Origin of the sequence: Streptococcus sp. oral taxon 064 (assembly GCF_001683375.1) — a bacterium.
GTDB classification, from domain to species: Bacteria; Bacillota; Bacilli; order Lactobacillales; family Streptococcaceae; genus Streptococcus; species Streptococcus oralis_S.
This window is the reverse complement of record NZ_CP016207.1, coordinates 1,226,867-1,243,295: the sequence shown is the minus strand read 5'-3', so window position 1 is coordinate 1,243,295 and position 16,429 is coordinate 1,226,867. Positions and strand designations below refer to the sequence as shown.

Annotated in this window: 12 protein-coding genes and 1 tRNA gene; 3 read left to right on the top strand and 10 right to left on the bottom strand. The window is 37.0% G+C overall.

Going from position 1 to position 16,429, the window contains the following annotated elements; all coding sequences use genetic code 11:
* Positions 1–51 precede the first annotated feature (51 nt).
* Complete coding sequence (locus tag AXF18_RS06050) at positions 52–777, top strand: 16S rRNA pseudouridine(516) synthase (protein ID WP_065371666.1); 726 nt, start codon at positions 52–54, stop codon at positions 775–777.
* A gap of 40 nt (positions 778–817) precedes the next feature.
* Here the strand turns inward: AXF18_RS06050 and AXF18_RS06045 are convergent, their stop codons facing one another.
* The 3 genes from AXF18_RS06045 to AXF18_RS06035 all read right to left on the bottom strand — a co-directional run bounded on the left by AXF18_RS06045 (position 818) and on the right by AXF18_RS06035 (position 1,748).
* Entirely contained in the window at positions 818–1,051 is a 234-nt protein-coding gene (locus AXF18_RS06045; protein ID WP_065371665.1) for a hypothetical protein, read from the bottom strand.
* An 86-nt stretch (positions 1,052–1,137) separates the two neighbouring features.
* Entirely contained in the window at positions 1,138–1,518 is a 381-nt protein-coding gene (locus AXF18_RS06040; RefSeq protein ID WP_065371664.1) for a rhodanese-like domain-containing protein, read from the bottom strand.
* On the bottom strand, positions 1,515–1,748 hold the full coding sequence (locus AXF18_RS06035) for a YqgQ family protein (protein WP_061587734.1): 234 nt from the start codon (positions 1,746–1,748) through the stop codon (positions 1,515–1,517). Before AXF18_RS06035 ends, AXF18_RS06040 begins: the two co-directional genes overlap by 4 nt.
* A 102-nt stretch (positions 1,749–1,850) precedes the next feature.
* Between AXF18_RS06035 and AXF18_RS06030 the strand changes: the two genes are divergently transcribed.
* On the top strand, positions 1,851–2,759 hold the full coding sequence (locus tag AXF18_RS06030; protein WP_049479561.1) for a LysR family transcriptional regulator: 909 nt from the start codon (positions 1,851–1,853) through the stop codon (positions 2,757–2,759).
* Positions 2,760–2,803: 44 nt separating this feature from the next.
* Positions 2,804–4,603: an N-acetylmuramoyl-L-alanine amidase gene (locus AXF18_RS06025; RefSeq protein ID WP_065371663.1), complete on the top strand. Its 1,800-nt coding sequence runs from the start codon at positions 2,804–2,806 to the stop codon at positions 4,601–4,603.
* 28 nt (positions 4,604–4,631) lie between these two features.
* Here the strand turns inward: AXF18_RS06025 and AXF18_RS06020 are convergent, their stop codons facing one another.
* From AXF18_RS06020 to AXF18_RS05985, 7 genes are all read right to left on the bottom strand, one after another.
* The gene (locus tag AXF18_RS06020; RefSeq protein WP_065371662.1) at positions 4,632–4,949 is read right to left on the bottom strand and encodes a hypothetical protein; all 318 of its coding nucleotides are present in this window, start codon (positions 4,947–4,949) and stop codon (positions 4,632–4,634) included.
* A 245-nt stretch (positions 4,950–5,194) separates the two neighbouring features.
* Positions 5,195–6,079, bottom strand: coding sequence for a DUF6287 domain-containing protein (locus AXF18_RS06010; protein WP_065371660.1), 885 nt, complete (start codon positions 6,077–6,079; stop codon positions 5,195–5,197).
* 296 nt (positions 6,080–6,375) lie between these two features.
* A tRNA-Thr gene (locus tag AXF18_RS06005) sits at positions 6,376–6,448 on the bottom strand.
* A 224-nt stretch (positions 6,449–6,672) separates the two neighbouring features.
* On the bottom strand, positions 6,673–13,161 hold the full coding sequence (locus AXF18_RS06000) for a S8 family serine peptidase (protein WP_065371659.1): 6,489 nt from the start codon (positions 13,159–13,161) through the stop codon (positions 6,673–6,675).
* A gap of 427 nt (positions 13,162–13,588) precedes the next feature.
* Positions 13,589–14,374 (bottom strand): ABC transporter permease, encoded by a 786-nt coding sequence (locus tag AXF18_RS05995; protein WP_065371658.1) that lies wholly within the window; start codon positions 14,372–14,374, stop codon positions 13,589–13,591.
* 1 nt (position 14,375) lies between these two features.
* Entirely contained in the window at positions 14,376–15,194 is an 819-nt protein-coding gene (locus AXF18_RS05990; protein WP_065371657.1) for an ABC-2 family transporter protein, read from the bottom strand.
* Position 15,195: 1 nt separating this feature from the next.
* The gene (locus AXF18_RS05985) at positions 15,196–16,188 is read right to left on the bottom strand and encodes an ATP-binding cassette domain-containing protein (RefSeq protein ID WP_065371656.1); all 993 of its coding nucleotides are present in this window, start codon (positions 16,186–16,188) and stop codon (positions 15,196–15,198) included.
* Positions 16,189–16,429 lie beyond the last annotated feature (241 nt).

The window sequence follows — 16,429 nt, the reverse complement described above, 5'->3', positions numbered from 1 at the left end:
AGTCAAGGCAACTCTTTTCAAAGTCAGAGACTTATGATAAGATAAGCTGGTATGCGTTTAGATAGATTATTAGCCCAAGAAAAGGTCAGTCGCAAGGCTATGAAACAGGCTCTATTAAAAAAAGAAATCCTAGTAGATGATTGTCCAGCCAGCTCACTCGCTCAAAATGTCGACACTGGATTACAGAAATTAGTCTTTCAAGGACGACAAATCCAAGGCTACGAGCACAACTACCTCATGCTTCATAAGCCAAACGGAGTCGTTACAGCTAGCAAGGATAAGAAACTTCCAACCGTCATGGACCTCCTTCCACCTGGCATCCAGTCTGACCAGCTCTATGCTATCGGCAGACTAGACCGCGATACGACGGGACTGCTCCTTTTGACAGACAATGGACCTTTAGGCTTCCAACTCCTTCATCCCCAGTACCATGTCGATAAATCCTATCAAGTGGTAGTAAACGGACCGCTCACGTCAGACCATATCCAAAAATTCAAAGAGGGGATTGTCTTTTTAGACGGGACCACTTGTAAACCTGCTCAGCTCGAAATTCTGTCCTCAAGTCCAACAGAGAGCCGGGCCTCCATAACCATCTCTGAGGGCAAGTTTCATCAAGTCAAGAAGATGTTTCTATCAGTTGGTGTCAAGGTGACTGCCCTAAAACGCGTCCAATTCGGTGATTTTACATTAGACCCAGAGCTAGCAGAAGGGCAATACCGTCCCTTGAATCCAGAGGAATTGGAAATCATAAAAAACTACTTAGAGATGAGTCGATAAAATAAAAAAGCTTTAAATTTAAAGCTTTTTTGTTTTTTGCCTATCTAAAAACTACTGCGATTGCTAGAATCCAGTTAAGAACAGAAACTACAAGTCCTACGATGTTGAGAATTTTTTCTGTTTTATAGTCCAGTCCAGATTCTTTTTGGTATGAAAAAGCCAAGACCAATCCTATAATCCCCAAAATCAGACCCACTATTGGAGAAAGCAAACCAAGGACGATAGATAAGATACCTAAAATAAGTGAAGGTTTTTTCTTTTGTTGTGAATTCATATTATAAAATCTCCTTAAAATTAATATAAATAATGATACCATAAAATGCTAGCTTTATCTATCATTCGACAGATTTTTACAGAATGTTAGCTAGTCTTGACCTTCCCAATCCAAGAATCCAATCCATAAGAAAGGATATAAATCTCAGAGAAACCTTGTTTTTTCAGATAGAGAGCTGCATTGGTCACTCGTTGTCCGCGTTGGTTTTCGTAGAGAAGGACAGGTCTATCCTTACGAAGGGCTGCAAGGCTTGACTTCAACTGATTTGAAGGAATATTTCGCGCACCAAGGATATGTTTTCTGTGAAATTCTGCTGGTTCACGGACATCAATCAATTGCCCTTTCCGAATCAAGGCTTCAAATTCTGCATTATCCACAATCTTAGCCGCACGACGAATACGAAGGTAGTTATACCCCATCCATGCTGCCATCGCTAGTACGATTCCCCACAAAATCCAAATTGTCATAAGTTCTTCTCTCCATTTTTCTCTATGTAGTCTAATTCTATCTTGTGCTCTCTACGAAGAACAGCTTCCGCCTCTAGATAGTCTAGCTTGTCCATCAGACCTGCATCATAGATCCGAGAGAGTTCGAGCTTCATCAGTTCAATATCATACAAGCGCTTCCCCATGTAAACAATAATGCCAAACTGTTTGAGAAATTGCTGCACATCATAGAATGTTTTCATAGCTTCCATTTTAGCAGATTCTAGACTTTTTTTCAATACTGGACAAGCTCTTTCCCCCTATTTTCTTCGTCTTCATTGCCCATTCTTCCGCAAGTATGGTACAATAAAAACATGAGAATTCAACAACTACACTATATTATCAAAATCGTCGAAACTGGCTCTATGAATGAAGCAGCCAAGCAACTCTTTATCACTCAACCCAGTCTCTCTAATGCCGTTCGAGACTTGGAAAATGAAATGGGCATTGAAATCTTTATCCGCAATCCCAAGGGCATTACCTTGACTCGTGATGGGATGGAGTTTCTCTCCTATGCCCGTCAAGTTGTCGAGCAAACCCAGCTTCTGGAGGAACGCTATAAAAATCCTGTCGCCCACCGCGAACTTTTCAGCGTTTCCTCTCAGCACTATGCTTTTGTAGTTAATGCCTTTGTCTCTCTGCTCAAGAAAAGTGATATGGAAAAATACGAACTTTTCCTTCGTGAAACTCGGACTTGGGAGATTATTGACGATGTCAAGAACTTCCGTAGTGAGGTCGGTGTCCTCTTTTTAAACAGCTACAACCGCGATGTTTTAACGAAAATGCTGGATGATAACCACCTGCTAGCCCACCATCTCTTTACCGCTCAACCCCATATCTTTGTCAGCAAGACCAACCCTCTAGCTAAAAAAGACAAGGTCAAACTGGCTGATTTGGAAGACTTCCCTTATCTGAGTTATGACCAAGGAACGCACAACTCCTTCTACTTCTCCGAAGAGATTCTCTCGCAGGAATACCACAAAAAATCTATCGTAGTCAGCGACCGTGCCACCCTCTTTAATCTCTTGATTGGTTTGGACGGATACACGATTGCAACAGGGATTTTGAACAGCAACCTCAACGGAGACAATATCGTTTCCATTCCACTGGACATAGATGATCCCATTGAGCTGGTCTATATCCAGCATGAAAAAACCAGCCTGTCTAAGATGGGCGAACGCTTTATCGAATACTTACTAGAAGAAGTTCAATTCGATAATTAATAGGAAAAATGAAAAAGGGAAAAGAAAAAGTTAGGAAATAGAAAGTGAAAAAGATACTACTGACCAGTGCTCTGATTCTGTCAATAGCAGGATTAGCACCCGCATCCGTCTTAGGAGAAGAAAACACAACTCAATCCACATCTGCTGTCAAGGAAGCAATTGCCAAAGAAGAAAAGAAAGAATCAAGTGTTGAGGAAAACTCTAAATCAGAAGTTCTTCCGAAAGTAGATGTGCAAGAAGACAAGCCCAAAAAAGAAGGATGGTACCAAGAAAATCATCACTGGCGCTTTTACCAAGATGATAAGCCTGCTTTGAACTGGAAACAAATCCAAGGCAAATGGTACTACTTCGATCAAGATGGTAATCGTCTTCATTCTACTGTCTACAAAGGTTATGCCTTTGACCAAGATGGAGTCATGATAGAAAATAGCTGGACCCATTTGGACAATCAATGGTACTATGCTGATTCCTCTGGACGACTAGCTCAGAACACCTGGAAAAAAATTAACGGCTCCTGGTACTATTTTGACCAAACTGGAAGCATGCTCAGCAACACTACCGTTGATGGCTACTTGCTCACAAAAGGTGGAGCTATAGCAGAAAAGGGCTGGACTAAATTAGACCAAATTTGGTATTATGTCGCTCCTTCTGGAAAAATCTCACAGGATAAATGGGAGAAAATCAACGGTTCTTGGTATTACTTTGACAAAGACGGTGGAATGCTGAGTGCGACAACCTTCAAGGGCTACCTCTTCAACCAGAGTGGAGCTATGGCAGAAAACAACTGGGTCAAAATCAAGGATACTTGGTTCTATGCAAACGGGTCAGGGAGATATGTCCAAGAAAACTGGCAAAAGATTCAAGGTTCCTGGTACTCATTTGACCAGAATGGTGGGATGCTAGCAGACAAATGGAAAGGAAGCTACTACCTCAAAACCAGTGGAGCCATGGCGGAAAAAGAGTGGATCTTTGATAAAGCCTACAAGAGCTGGTTCTATCTAAAAGCGGATGGCCGTTATGCAAATCAGGAATGGATTGGAGCATACTACCTCAAGTCAGGTGGTTACATGGCAAAGAGCGAATGGATTTACGATAACTCTGACAAAGCACGCTACTACCTAGATGATAATGGCCATTATGTTTCAGGAACTTACAAGATAGACGGTAAGGAACACTTGTTCCAAAAATACGGCCAATGGATTTCTGAAGTTTCAACTGAAGGAGGATTTACAAAAGGCCTATACAGCAATAACATTTTCCTAGATCCTGGGCATGGTGGTCGAGATTCAGGTGCCTTTTACTACAATGTAGCTGAAAAAGATCTCAACATGCAGATTTACCGTAAGCTTCGTACTAAGTTAGAAGAACTAGGCTACAAGGTCCTCACTTCTCGTGATAGTGATATTGACGTTGATTTTGTTACCGAACGTTCTCGTATGGTTAATAAAACCAACTCTGATATTTTTATCAGTATTCACTTCAACGCTACTGGTAATACCTACTCAAAAGCGAGCGGTATTCAAACCTACTCCTATAGCGATGAACCTGATTATCCAAGTAAGATTAATCAATACTGGCACAATCACCCTGATCGTATGAGTGAAAGCAAACGCCTCGCCGCTGCCATCCACTCCTCTCTTCTAGCAGAAACAGGAGCTAAGGATGCTGGCTTATTGGAAAGCAGCTATGCCGTACTACGCGAAACAGCCAAACCAGCCGTTCTCCTAGAGCTTGGTTATATGGATAATTTCTCCGAAAACCAACAAATCAGAGATAGCCACTACCAAGATAAATTGGTCGCAGGCATCGTAAAAGGGATTCAAAAATATTACGCTGGTCAGTAAAAAAGTCTCGAGAAATCTCGAGACTTTTTTATTTATCTTCTTTTTTATCCTTATCAGGAAAGAGGTAGCCAAGCCCTACACAAGCTAGCACACCGGCACCAATCACCAAACCACTTGAAATTGGCAAGAGATCAAAAATAGCATTTGCAATGATAAAGGCAATGATCAAGCACATCAGACTAGACTTGTAGTCTTTTTTCAAAAAGTTTTCTAGTGTGAAATAGAGGAACAATCCAACTGGAATCAGTGACCAAAGGTTAACATCCAAACTTGGCCATCCAACAGATCCGAAATACAATACTAGCGCTGCTGCTACTAAAAATACAAGTCCCAATAATTTTTTCATTTTTTTGTCTCCATTTTCTTTTTTTTATTGACTTGAATTGTCTGATCACGACCCCTCACGTCCCTTACAAAAAACATTATAGCAGAGGATTTTTTCAAGAACAAGCCCTTTTGTCTATCTGGTCTATATCTCGGTCTAAGTGGTTGAATAGTGGTGATAAAAGAAAAGAAGCTCATTTGAGCTTCTTGATTTTGTCGAGCACAAGAGCAGTTCTGAACTAAGATAATCTAAAGTTAGATTCTAAACTAGTTTTTCTTTTCCTTAGATTCTAGAGAAGATTTGATTGTTTCTCGATCAGCTTGCAGTTGAGCTAAATTCTTTTCTTCTTCCTCAAGTTTACTGGTATCTGGTTTCACACGGTAATAAACATCTTCTGGTTTCATTAACATAGACCCGTAATCTTGACCCGAAAGTAGTCTTTCTTCAGCATGATTGCTTTTATCCGTAATCTTTCCATCATCACCAGGTTGCATAACAACCCCACTTGGAACAGCAACTACTACAAATCCTCCAGCAACAGAATCTTTCACCCACGCACTGATAGACGCTGTCTCAGGGTTACGACTATCTTGACCTTTTGATACCTTTAATCCAACTACAGATTCGTACTTTTGATCATTTGTAAACCAAGTCGCACGTACTTCTCCAGAATCATTAATAATGTATTCATTACCAGATTGACTACGCCAAGTGCCTTCTAAACTAGACAAATCATTGTTCTTGATTGCTTCAATATCTAGTTTTGGAACAGCAGTTTCTTTCTTTAGCTTGCTAACAAGTGCTTCTGCTTCAGTGATCTTGGTATCCAAATCTGTCAGTTGATTCTTGAGTTTTTGAATTTCCTCTTGTTTATCCTTATCAGTCTCATCCGTTTTTCCTTGACTTGTAGACGCTTGACTTGTAGACGCTTGACTTGTTGTCTCTTTAGTTGAAACTGAAGACGATACTTGATTTGATTCTTTCTTACCGATCAGAAAATATGAGAAAATACTTACCAAGATGAGAGTGACTAAAACAGCGAGTGCTATGCCAATATAGATTTTTATTTTTTTATTTGGAGTCAACTTTGATTCAGACCGCTTACGTCCATTGATCTCTTCAAATTGTTTTTCTCGTTCTTTCTTATTCATAATTTTCTCCTTTTTGATTGATATTCAGCCAAGCTTACGATACTTCATTCGTTACTATCCATGAACTTTTATGACTTTTAAAAAAAATCCAAGCAAAAATTTCTAGAATAAATAACTATAAAAATATCTCTAGATTGGTATCAAAACAAGTATTTATTACAATACATTATACCACAAAATATAAATTTTAGTTTTAATTTATAAGCAGGAGTTTCAGACGTTAAATAGAACCTATCTCAAACGTTCCACCTTTCCTATATTTACAAAAAAAGAAGCCCGTTTGGACTTCTTGATTCTGCCGATTGCAGGGCTTGAACCTGTGACCTACGCGTTACGAGTGCGTTGCTCTACCAACTGAGCTAAATCGGCGATTACCCTTTTAGTATAGCACTCTGAGAATAGATGTCAAGAAATTTTTATCTCCATTAGAAAAAGCCTGTCCTAAGACAAGGCTTTTACATATATCTCTTTTAAATCTCCCATTTTCATAGAAATCTAAATAATATATTTATAAATCAATATTTTCACAAAACTATGTCATCACCTCACTATCTAATCTCAGTACATAAACCATTTTTTCTATAGCTTTTGTCTTAGTCTTTATTTTTTCTCTTCAATCCAAGAAAAGCTCCTACTATAAACATGATTCCGGCAGCTAATAGTGTCTGGGCTCCGCTTGCTGTTCCGGTTTTTGGCAACTCATTAGGATTGTTACTAGTTGATTTACTATTGATGTTGGTATTTTTATTAGTTAAGTTCCCTTGTTCATTTAGATAAACGTTCTTGTCAATTTCAAAGTTTTTATCATTTTCATCAGAAACAATACTGTTGACATCATTAGTTGAATTAGATTGTGTTTTTTCTTTCTTTTTCGATACATCAAAAGTAGGTTTATTTTCCTCCTCCTGTTTCTCCTCTATTTTCTTGAATACAGGTTTTATAAAGGTATCTTTTGATAGATTAAGAACATAGCCGGCGTCTTTTTTCCCTTCGAAACCAGAAATTTCCCAACCATCAAATTGGTATCCTTTTTCTAATTCACCCTTATAGACAGGTAACATAAAATCTTCTTCCGACACTATCGTTGAACTCATTTCTTTTCCATTTTGAATGGTCACAGTTACTGTATGAGGATTTAGTTCACTCACCTCTCCCGTATCTTTGTTTAAAATGAATTCTTTTACGGTTGTATTTCTTGCAAAATCTTTTACAACAATCTTAATGTTTAGTGTCTTATCTGTTAGTTGTTTAATATCATCAAATGATTTGTATTCTTTTCCATTTACATAAATATGTTGTTCTTGAATCTCACCATCGAATCCATTATTTCTTTTATCATTGATGTTAAAGACTACAGATTTTCCATTAGCATATTCGATACTAGTATTTCCTTTTGGATCAATGTTTACTTCTGGTTTGACATTATCATATAAAAATTGATAATGTACTCCAACCGCTTTCGCATTCAAATCGCTATAGCCAGTTTGAAGATAAACATTTCCATCCATGTCTGTTACCTTATCTGGGAATCCGTTTGCTTTATAGTCTTTCATCCCCCAGTCCATGATGTCACCGTCTTTAACATTAAGCTTAATGTTAAAATCTCTAGTGTTATCAATGTGTAAATCTCCGTAGATTAAATAATTGTCTACAACCGATTCATTAACTCTCAACTCCCAGTTAAAACCACCCTTATCAGAAATCTTACCTCTTAAATAAAATTCTGGATTTCGTACATAAATTTTATTAGTTTTAGATGGATTAAAGTAGTTCTTGTCCATTGAAAGATTTACTGGTTTTGCATCAATAAATAACGTAGAGCCATCTTCTTTTATAGCTTCTACATTGGACTTATCCTCTCCTGTGTACTCTTTACCATCCTTACCAAATAATACAAGTTTAGAAGAATCTGTCACAAGATTTCCATCTTTATCGATTGCCTCCCCTTTATCATTCATTTTAAATGTAAACACTTGATACCTTACAATGTTAAAGCCGTCCAAAGCCGACATTAATACTGATTGAGTACTTCTTCCATCTTCAACATTTCTACTATCAGCATAAATAGTTGTTTCTGATAAGACTCTTAGATTAGGATTGGCCTTTTGGATTTTTGCTATATCTTCCTGGCTATAAACTCCATTCCCTTCTAACATATCCGTTTTTCCAGGATTATAGGTAGTCACTTTTAGTGCATAGCCTTTTCTTAGAATGACGTTATCCTTTAACAGATATTGTTGTTTTTCTGAATCAGCATAGATTTTACCAGATTCCATGTCCGTTAAATTATTTGGTTTGTTTTTTGAAAGATCTCCTTCTCCTAATTCTATTACATTCCCATAACTTGATGCATACGGATATTCTTCTTTAGTTTCCTTATTTTTTTCAGGCATTCTAATTTTAGTTTCAGCTTTTATCTGATCATCATCTTTGACAAAAAACCTCATATCGCCTGCAAAAGCTAATCCATCCACAATATCATTAATATTAGCGTATAAATCAAATGTCATCGTTTTTGAGTGGGAATCATACTTGGTCGTTTTGATTTCTATCGATTTATAGTTATTTCCATAGTATACCTTGGCATTTTTAGAAACATTGCTGATCTTTCCAAGAATTTCAAAGTGTCCATCTTTAGATGGGTTTAGAATGCCATAAATTTTTGATTTGATTTCATCAAGTTTTTCAGTTTCATATTCTAAGGCACTACCATCGTCATATGCAATGATATTTCCCTTATCATCGTATTTATAATCGTATCCCTCTATTCTCTTACCAGTTTCACTTGTAAAGTCATCAACTTCTCTAAATTTCTTTTTAATGAGTTTCTTTAAATCTTTGCTTTCAAAGTCTCTAATTGTTGAAATTGTTTTATGAATAGTCAAGCTAGATTTTTCTTCGGTAGCCTCTTCATTTTCTTGATGATGTTCTACTTCAGTTGTATCTTTTTTAAGACTATCCTCTTTTCCATTTCCTAAATTTTTAAATTTAGATTCGGAAATCTCGCCAAGCTTTTGGTATTTAGATGAATCTTGATCAGGATCTACTAGATAATAGGAAATCATTCCCTTTTCATCAGCATGATCAGCAAATTTAATTCTATGAATCTTTGTGAAATTGCTAGAACCGTCTAATGCAATCACTTCAATGATTTTACCTCTTAAATCTCCTGCACCTTTAATTTCATAAATGGTATTTCCGTCTTTGTCAAGTTTCCTATTTCTTCCTTGACCCTCACCTGCATAAGTGACTTCAAGATTTTTCTCAACCTCTCCATCTTCATTAACAAGAGCGGCCCCAGCATACCAAACTTCGTTGGCAATTTCGTCAAATTTTTCAGGATGTTCCTTTTGATCTCTAGCAAATAACGTTTCATTCTTGTATTGCTCTTTGACCTTGTGATAAGTATCCTTTGTAATTAACTTAATTTTTTCAGGGTTTGAAAAATCAATTGAAACAATCTTTGGAGGTGTGTTATCAATTTTTACAGGAATATAGGAAACCTGCCATGGGTAATCCTTGGTTAATCTATATTTAAATTTATAGAAATATTGGCCTTCCGCAATCGGTTCAAATTGTCCTCGTATCTTAGTAGCAGGATCTTTTTTGTCATTACTTTCTGGGGCATTCTCTTCTCTACCTCTAGGGTTATAAATGAGTCCATCCCATTTCAAGTCACCCCAAACTTTTAGTTTAGATGATTTAATACCCTTTGCATCATTTCTTTTAGAGTTTAAAATTCCTTTAATAAAGTGTTCTCTCGAAATGACTTTTAAGTCTATTTGATTTTCTCCTTCTTTATTTGTATTTACTATTGAAATCACCCCTTCTTCTGCACTTCTTAATACAAGTGGAGAAGGCGTTAATCCTCTCTCAAGTTGAGCATCTTGAGGATTTCCATTTGAATCTAAAGGATAAATTTTAGCAATATTTGAACCACTTGATGAGGGTGCGTTGATTCCTTCGTTATTGAAAGCAAATAGTTCTGGATTTTGATCTAGGGATGTTGTATTTTTATCTTTTCTATTTTGGATAACTCCTGCTGGATTAAATTTATCTATGCCATGTTCTCCACCAATCCCCTTATTTAAGGTTCCTGGAATTTTCGGTTTACCATCATCATCATAACCTTCCATTGTTTTTGATTTTGATCCTTCTTCCCAGGCCCATTTATCAAGGATTGGTTCCTTGTTCCAATTCCCAGCAAATCCCATTAGAGGCATCGATAAAGAAGGTTGGAAGTTTCTTTTCTTACCATTGGAGTTTAGAGCTTCCATTTCTTCCACTGACTCAAAATGAATAAATGATTCTACAAATTTATTTTTATTTTTAGCTTCTCCAACATTTATAACCGCATTTAAATCAAAGCTGGAATTTGGACCTATAGTGAAAGTATCATGCTCAAATGTGATATTTGCTCCTTTGACTTTTTCTGGGTGAATTTCTGGAACAATTTGCTTCCCGTCCGGAGATTTTTCATCTTTATATGTTTCATCGAGTTTTAGCCTATCAGTTAGAGCATCTGTAGTTACAGTTGATGCAGAAACTTTAAAGGTTAAAGGTCTGTTTGAGGTATTGTGAAGCTTAATTGTAAAGTATTTTTTATCACCTTTTATTTCTTTAAGAGAAATGGAACCATATGAATTTACCAAACCTTTAGAATCTGTATTTTTGAAAGTTGCTACAACTTCATTTCTCAAAGCGTTGGCAACATTAATTAGCCCCGCTCCCTGCTGTCTAGGTGATGCAAAGTATTGACTCTTTTCTTTCCAAGAGGTTGCATCCATCATAGGTCTTGCAGTATTTTGTAGAGCTATTTTTGTAAGACTTGTAAGGTCTATTTTGTCATCTCCCTTAAGATTTTTCAAGACAGGTCTTTCAAGCAATTCCTTTAATTTTGGTCGAATCAAAACAGTAGAAGCTGCTACGATTGGAGTTGCCATACTAGTTCCTGACATATAACCATAAGTGGATTTACCATTGATAACATTTAGAGTGGATTTAATATTTTTACCAGGTGCTGAAACATCCGGTTTTAAAAGCAAGTCTGTTCTTGGCCCCCAAGATGTAGACCCTGCTGGGACTATAATATCTTCTTTATAAAGTTCTTTGTCTGTGTCAGCTGCAAATTTAAAGTCAATTTCTTTTTCATCACCTACATTCGGTTTATTAGAATTATAGCTTTCCATATCAATTGGATAGTATTGTTCTAAGTTATCTTTGAAATCTTCCTTATTATTTCTTTTGACTTCAGTTTTTTTATCAGGGTTAATCATGTTCCATAATTTTACACCATCATCTCCTGAAATTGAAAATACTTGACTTTTAGTCCCTTCATCCGCTTCATATCCCATAGCTGGAAGGTCTGTCCAATTATCTCTATTGTAGTAATTTACAGTATTTACAACCATAATGGCACGTGCGCCTTTATCCATAGCTCTTTTAAAAGCATCTTTTAAATCCTTGGTATAAATTCTATCCATTACTGCAATTTTGCCCTTAAGATCCAATCCTATCAAATCTTGGTCTTGACCTTTGCCTATATATACAAATTTTAATTTATTTGGAGTTTTTGACCCATCCTCATTTGTTAGGATTTTATTTTTATCGAAAAAAGCTCCTATATTTCTGTATTTAAAACTTTGTCCTCCAATGTTAACCTTATCAAACTCAATGGTTTGATTCTTAGCAGAAGCGACCGCTATCGCATCTTCATGTGCGGCAGTTCGTGTTACATTTCCAGTATCTGTCATTTTCAGATTATTATTTGCTACTAAATCCCAAGAAGAACTTGAAGCAGAAGTCGCAAAATTACCTGTAGCAACAACCATTGGGATTCCTGCTTTTCTTAATGCTCTAATAGCCTCCCAATATTTTTCGCCTACAAGACCTGTTCCCGTAAAGCCAGATGATACCGAAACAACATCGACATTGTGTTTGATCGAATCTTCAATAGCATGAAACATTGTTTCATCACCCGCAAACCCAGATCCTGCGTCAGAGTACATTTTATAAGAGAAAATTTGTGCATTAGGCGCAATTCCATCTATGCCATTAAAGTTCTTGATATCTTTTTCAGTATCATTTCCAGCAAGAATCCCTGCAATATGCATCCCATGTGGGTCAAAATAATCCCTACCATCATCATATTTTTCTACAGTGATTTTACCACCATTATAATAATTGAACGCATGAGGGATTTTATCACTCAACCAATAATTTTTATCAGTGCCTTTTAAGTCTTCTTTTTTAAATTTCATTGAGTCTTTGGCATCATCATCGATCCTCATAGCCTTATGCCTATAATCTGTTCCAGTATCGATATTTGAAATGACCATACCTCTACCATCAAAATTTTTTCCAAATGGAGCATTAATAGACTTTAGGTAATCAATAGCTTCCTCAACTCCAATTTCCTTTCTGGCATGATTCATCATTGGTTGAACTTTTTGTGATCGTTCAACCGATGAAACACCTTCTATTTGTTTAATTTTGTCCAAATTATCTGGAGTTGTTTCAATTGCGGTGCCATTAAAAATCGTATTATAGGTATATAAAACTTTTGTGTCCTTCAGTTTTGATAGTTCCTTAATTATTTTTTCTCCAGATTCTTTATCTTTAAATTCAGCAATATAGACAAGTTTATCTTCTTTTTTGGGACTTTCCGTGTCCTTACTTACAGACGAGTCTGCATTATCTCCTTTGGGTTGCTTGGAGTCTTCTTTGATACTTGCTCCTTCGTTACTAGTTTTTTTGTCTATCTCAGACTTTCTACTAACAACCTCTTTTTCCTCAATAACTGTTGTCTTCTTCTCCTCAGTATCCTTTGAAGTTTCTTTAACATTATGAAGTTCTTCAGATTGTTCATTGTTTTCTGTTTCTTTATCTGCTACTACTTTTTCTTTATCAGAAATTCTTAAAGCATCTTCAGAACTAGGTGCATCTGCTACTACTTTTTCTTTATCAGAAATTCTTAAAGCATCTTCAGAACTAGGTGCATCTGCTAAAATTACCTCATTTGGGGCATATGCTGCTAAAATAACTGCAGCAGTAGTTAATGACAATACCGTACTTTTTTTCATTATAATTCCTTCATTTTTTATTTTAAACCCAATAGATAGAAAACTTTAACTTTGCTAGCCTTTGTTATAAAAAGTTTTATGACGTATTATCTAGTGGGATAGAGTAGTACATTTATATATAATTGTTAGCTCTCTGAAAAATAGTATATCAATTAAAAAAATTTAAGTCAAGAAAAATTAACACGCATTAATTTTTTTTTTAATGTACCTTAAAAATATAAACCCAAAACTTTCGTAGTTAACTGGGTACAATATAAACTCATTCCTACCATCAAAAATATTATCAATCAACTGGAATAATTACCAAAATCGCAAAAAGGGGTATGGATAGAATTCATGCCTTAATAAACATGCAAAAACAACCGCAATAATTTTCAACGGTTGTTTGTAACATATTTAATTTTTAACTCTCATCCTATTTTATATCTTAAGAACCCGCACTTTCGTAAGCGTCCAAGCCCCTGTCCCAGAGTTTTAAAGAAATAACAAAGAAAACAAGGGAAATCAGAATCAACCCACCAATGTTAAAGAGCCCGTCTTTATCCTGCAAGAAATAGCTGGCAGGATAGTAGGCCGTAAAGGCGAAAGGTACGATAAAGCTAATTAACCAACGAAGAAGAGAATTGTAAATGGAAATTGGGTACTTGGCAAAGTCATTAAACATATAAAAAATGTAAATCATGGCACCTGACTGCTTGGTCCAAAAAGCGATACTGGCAGTCGCGATTTTCAAGGAAGTATAGATCAAGGTCGCAAAGGGAATACAGACTAGAAAAATCAGGAATTTTGTAAGAGTCCAACCAATGCTAGACACTGTTGTCGCTAACAAAATACCACCGACCAATAGTTCGCCCAAGGCATCAATCTGAAAGGTCTCAACCAAGATGTGAAAAAGAGGATTGATAGGACGCGTCAGATACTTATCAAACTCACCTTTTCGCACCAAACGTTGCCCCAGAGCCCAGAGATTGTCAAAAAAGAGATGATCTAGTCCCTTGGGAATTAAGGAAAATCCATAGATAAAGGCGATTTCTTGAAAAGTCCAGCCTTCTAAGGAAGGAATGTGTTGAAAGAGCACATTGAGAAACAAGAGGTTCAGGCCTTGAGTCAGAAAAACTCCTAACACTCCCACCACAAAATCGACCTTGTATTCCATGATTTGCTTGATGTATTGTCTGATAAAAATCAGGTGCATGCGTTGATATTTTTTCATACTAACCTCCTTGAATGGTGATGAAGGACTGGACTCGTTTCCAAATCAACTGAGACAAGCCCACCATCACTAAGAGCCAGAAGAACTGTAGCAAAAGTGCCTGAAGAATCTGACTGGCATCGTATTTCCCAACAATAATCATGACCGGAGTATAAATCAAGGATGAAAAAGGCAAGAAGGACAGGATATCTGAAACAATCTTTGGAAAGAAAGCCAAGGGAATCAGACTTCCAGACATAAAGGCCACTATGGATGTCTTAAGTAAATTGGAACCCCATAGATTTTTAAACACAAAGGCTGAAAATCCAAAGCAGATATTAAAGAAAAAGTTAATCAGGTAGGCCAGTGTTAAGCTAAAGAGATAAAGGACAGTTAGGCCCAGCACTTCTACAATCCCTTGCCCAGAAAGGATTTTCATCAAGACAATAACACTCAAGAAAGGAAGTCCGACACTGACAAAAATCAACCACTTGGAACCAAGCTCGGTGAAGAGATAAGAGGTCGCAAAATGCACTGGTCGCAACAAGCGCATGATAATGGAACCATCCTTGACCTCCTCCCCAATCATAAAGGAGCTATCAGACCTGGTCAAAAGATTGGTCACAAAACTCATGATGATGTAGAGGGTGATATCCGCCATGCTGAAGCCTTGAATCAAAGACTCTTGCGAGGAATCAAAGACAGCCTTCCAGAGATAAAAGGCCACAAAAGCACCCATGACATCGCCGATCCGATAAAGAAGAAAGTTAACTCGATAAGTTATCAACTCCTGAATCCCTGCATTGATAAAGGGTTTATAACGTCTCCACAATTTGACCATCTTAGAGCTCCTTTCGGTAGAAGCGACGGATAATATCCTCAATATCCGTATCCAGCATCTTCAAATCGCGAATTTCAAAATCAGACAGGGTTTGCTTTATAATATCAGCCGACTGGTAGCGGGAACTATCGAATTCAATAGTCAGACTGTTTCCTTGTCTATCAATGGTCATATCCGAAAAGCCTTCATAGTGAGAAACGAGATGACTTTGACCTGGTACCAGTTCAAAAGAAAGAGTCTTCATCTTGCCAAAGGTTTCCTTGAGCTGGCTAACCGTTCCATCAAAAATCTCCTGCCCCTTATCAATCATAAAAATCCGATCACAAAGTTGCTCAATGTCACTCAGGTCGTGAGTAGTCAAGAGAATGGTTGTTTCTTCCTCTTGATTGATCTGAGTGATAGCCCGGCGAATGTTATCCTTGACCGAAACATCCAGACCAATGGTCGGCTCATCTAAAAAGAGAACCTTGGGATTGTGAAGCAAGGAAGCTGCAATGTCCGCCCGCATCCGTTGTCCCAGTGAAAGAGTCCGCACTGGGTCCTTGATAAAGTCCTTCAAGTCCAAGATTTCATTCAAAAAATCCATGCGCTTATGAAAGAGTGAGTCTGGCACATCGTAAATCTCTTTTAAGACCGTGTAGGTCTCTTGCAGAGCCAAATCCCACCATAGCTGGGTACGTTGTCCAAAGACAACCCCGATATCCTTGACATAATCTTGGCGATTGTCCTGCGGAATCTTGCCGTTAATTCGGCAAAAACCAGATGTCGGTTTCAAAATCCCTGTCAACATTTTGATGGTTGTCGACTTCCCAGCACCATTTGCCCCGATAAATCCTAAAATCTGCCCCTTTGGAACTTCAAAAGTCAAATCCTTGACCGCTTCAAAGGTCTGCTTTTCAGGATGAATAAAGGAGCGTAAAGCTCCCTTCAAACCAGGTTCCTTAACTGTCTTCACAAAATTTTTCTGAAGATGTTCCACTTCTATCATTGCCATAAATCTCTCCCTAGCGCAAGGAATAGCAATATTGTATTGTTGACTACAAATATTCTAAATCCTTACTTTCTGCACCTTCTCAATATTATTACAGAAGGCTTTATACCAACCTATTATAGTCCAATAAAAATCAGAATGCAAGCGTTTGCCTAAAGTTTATAAAATTGAAAATTTTTCTCTTAAAAATAATACTTTTAATCAAAAATTCTGGTTTGATTGTTTTCTTAAAACACAAAAAAAC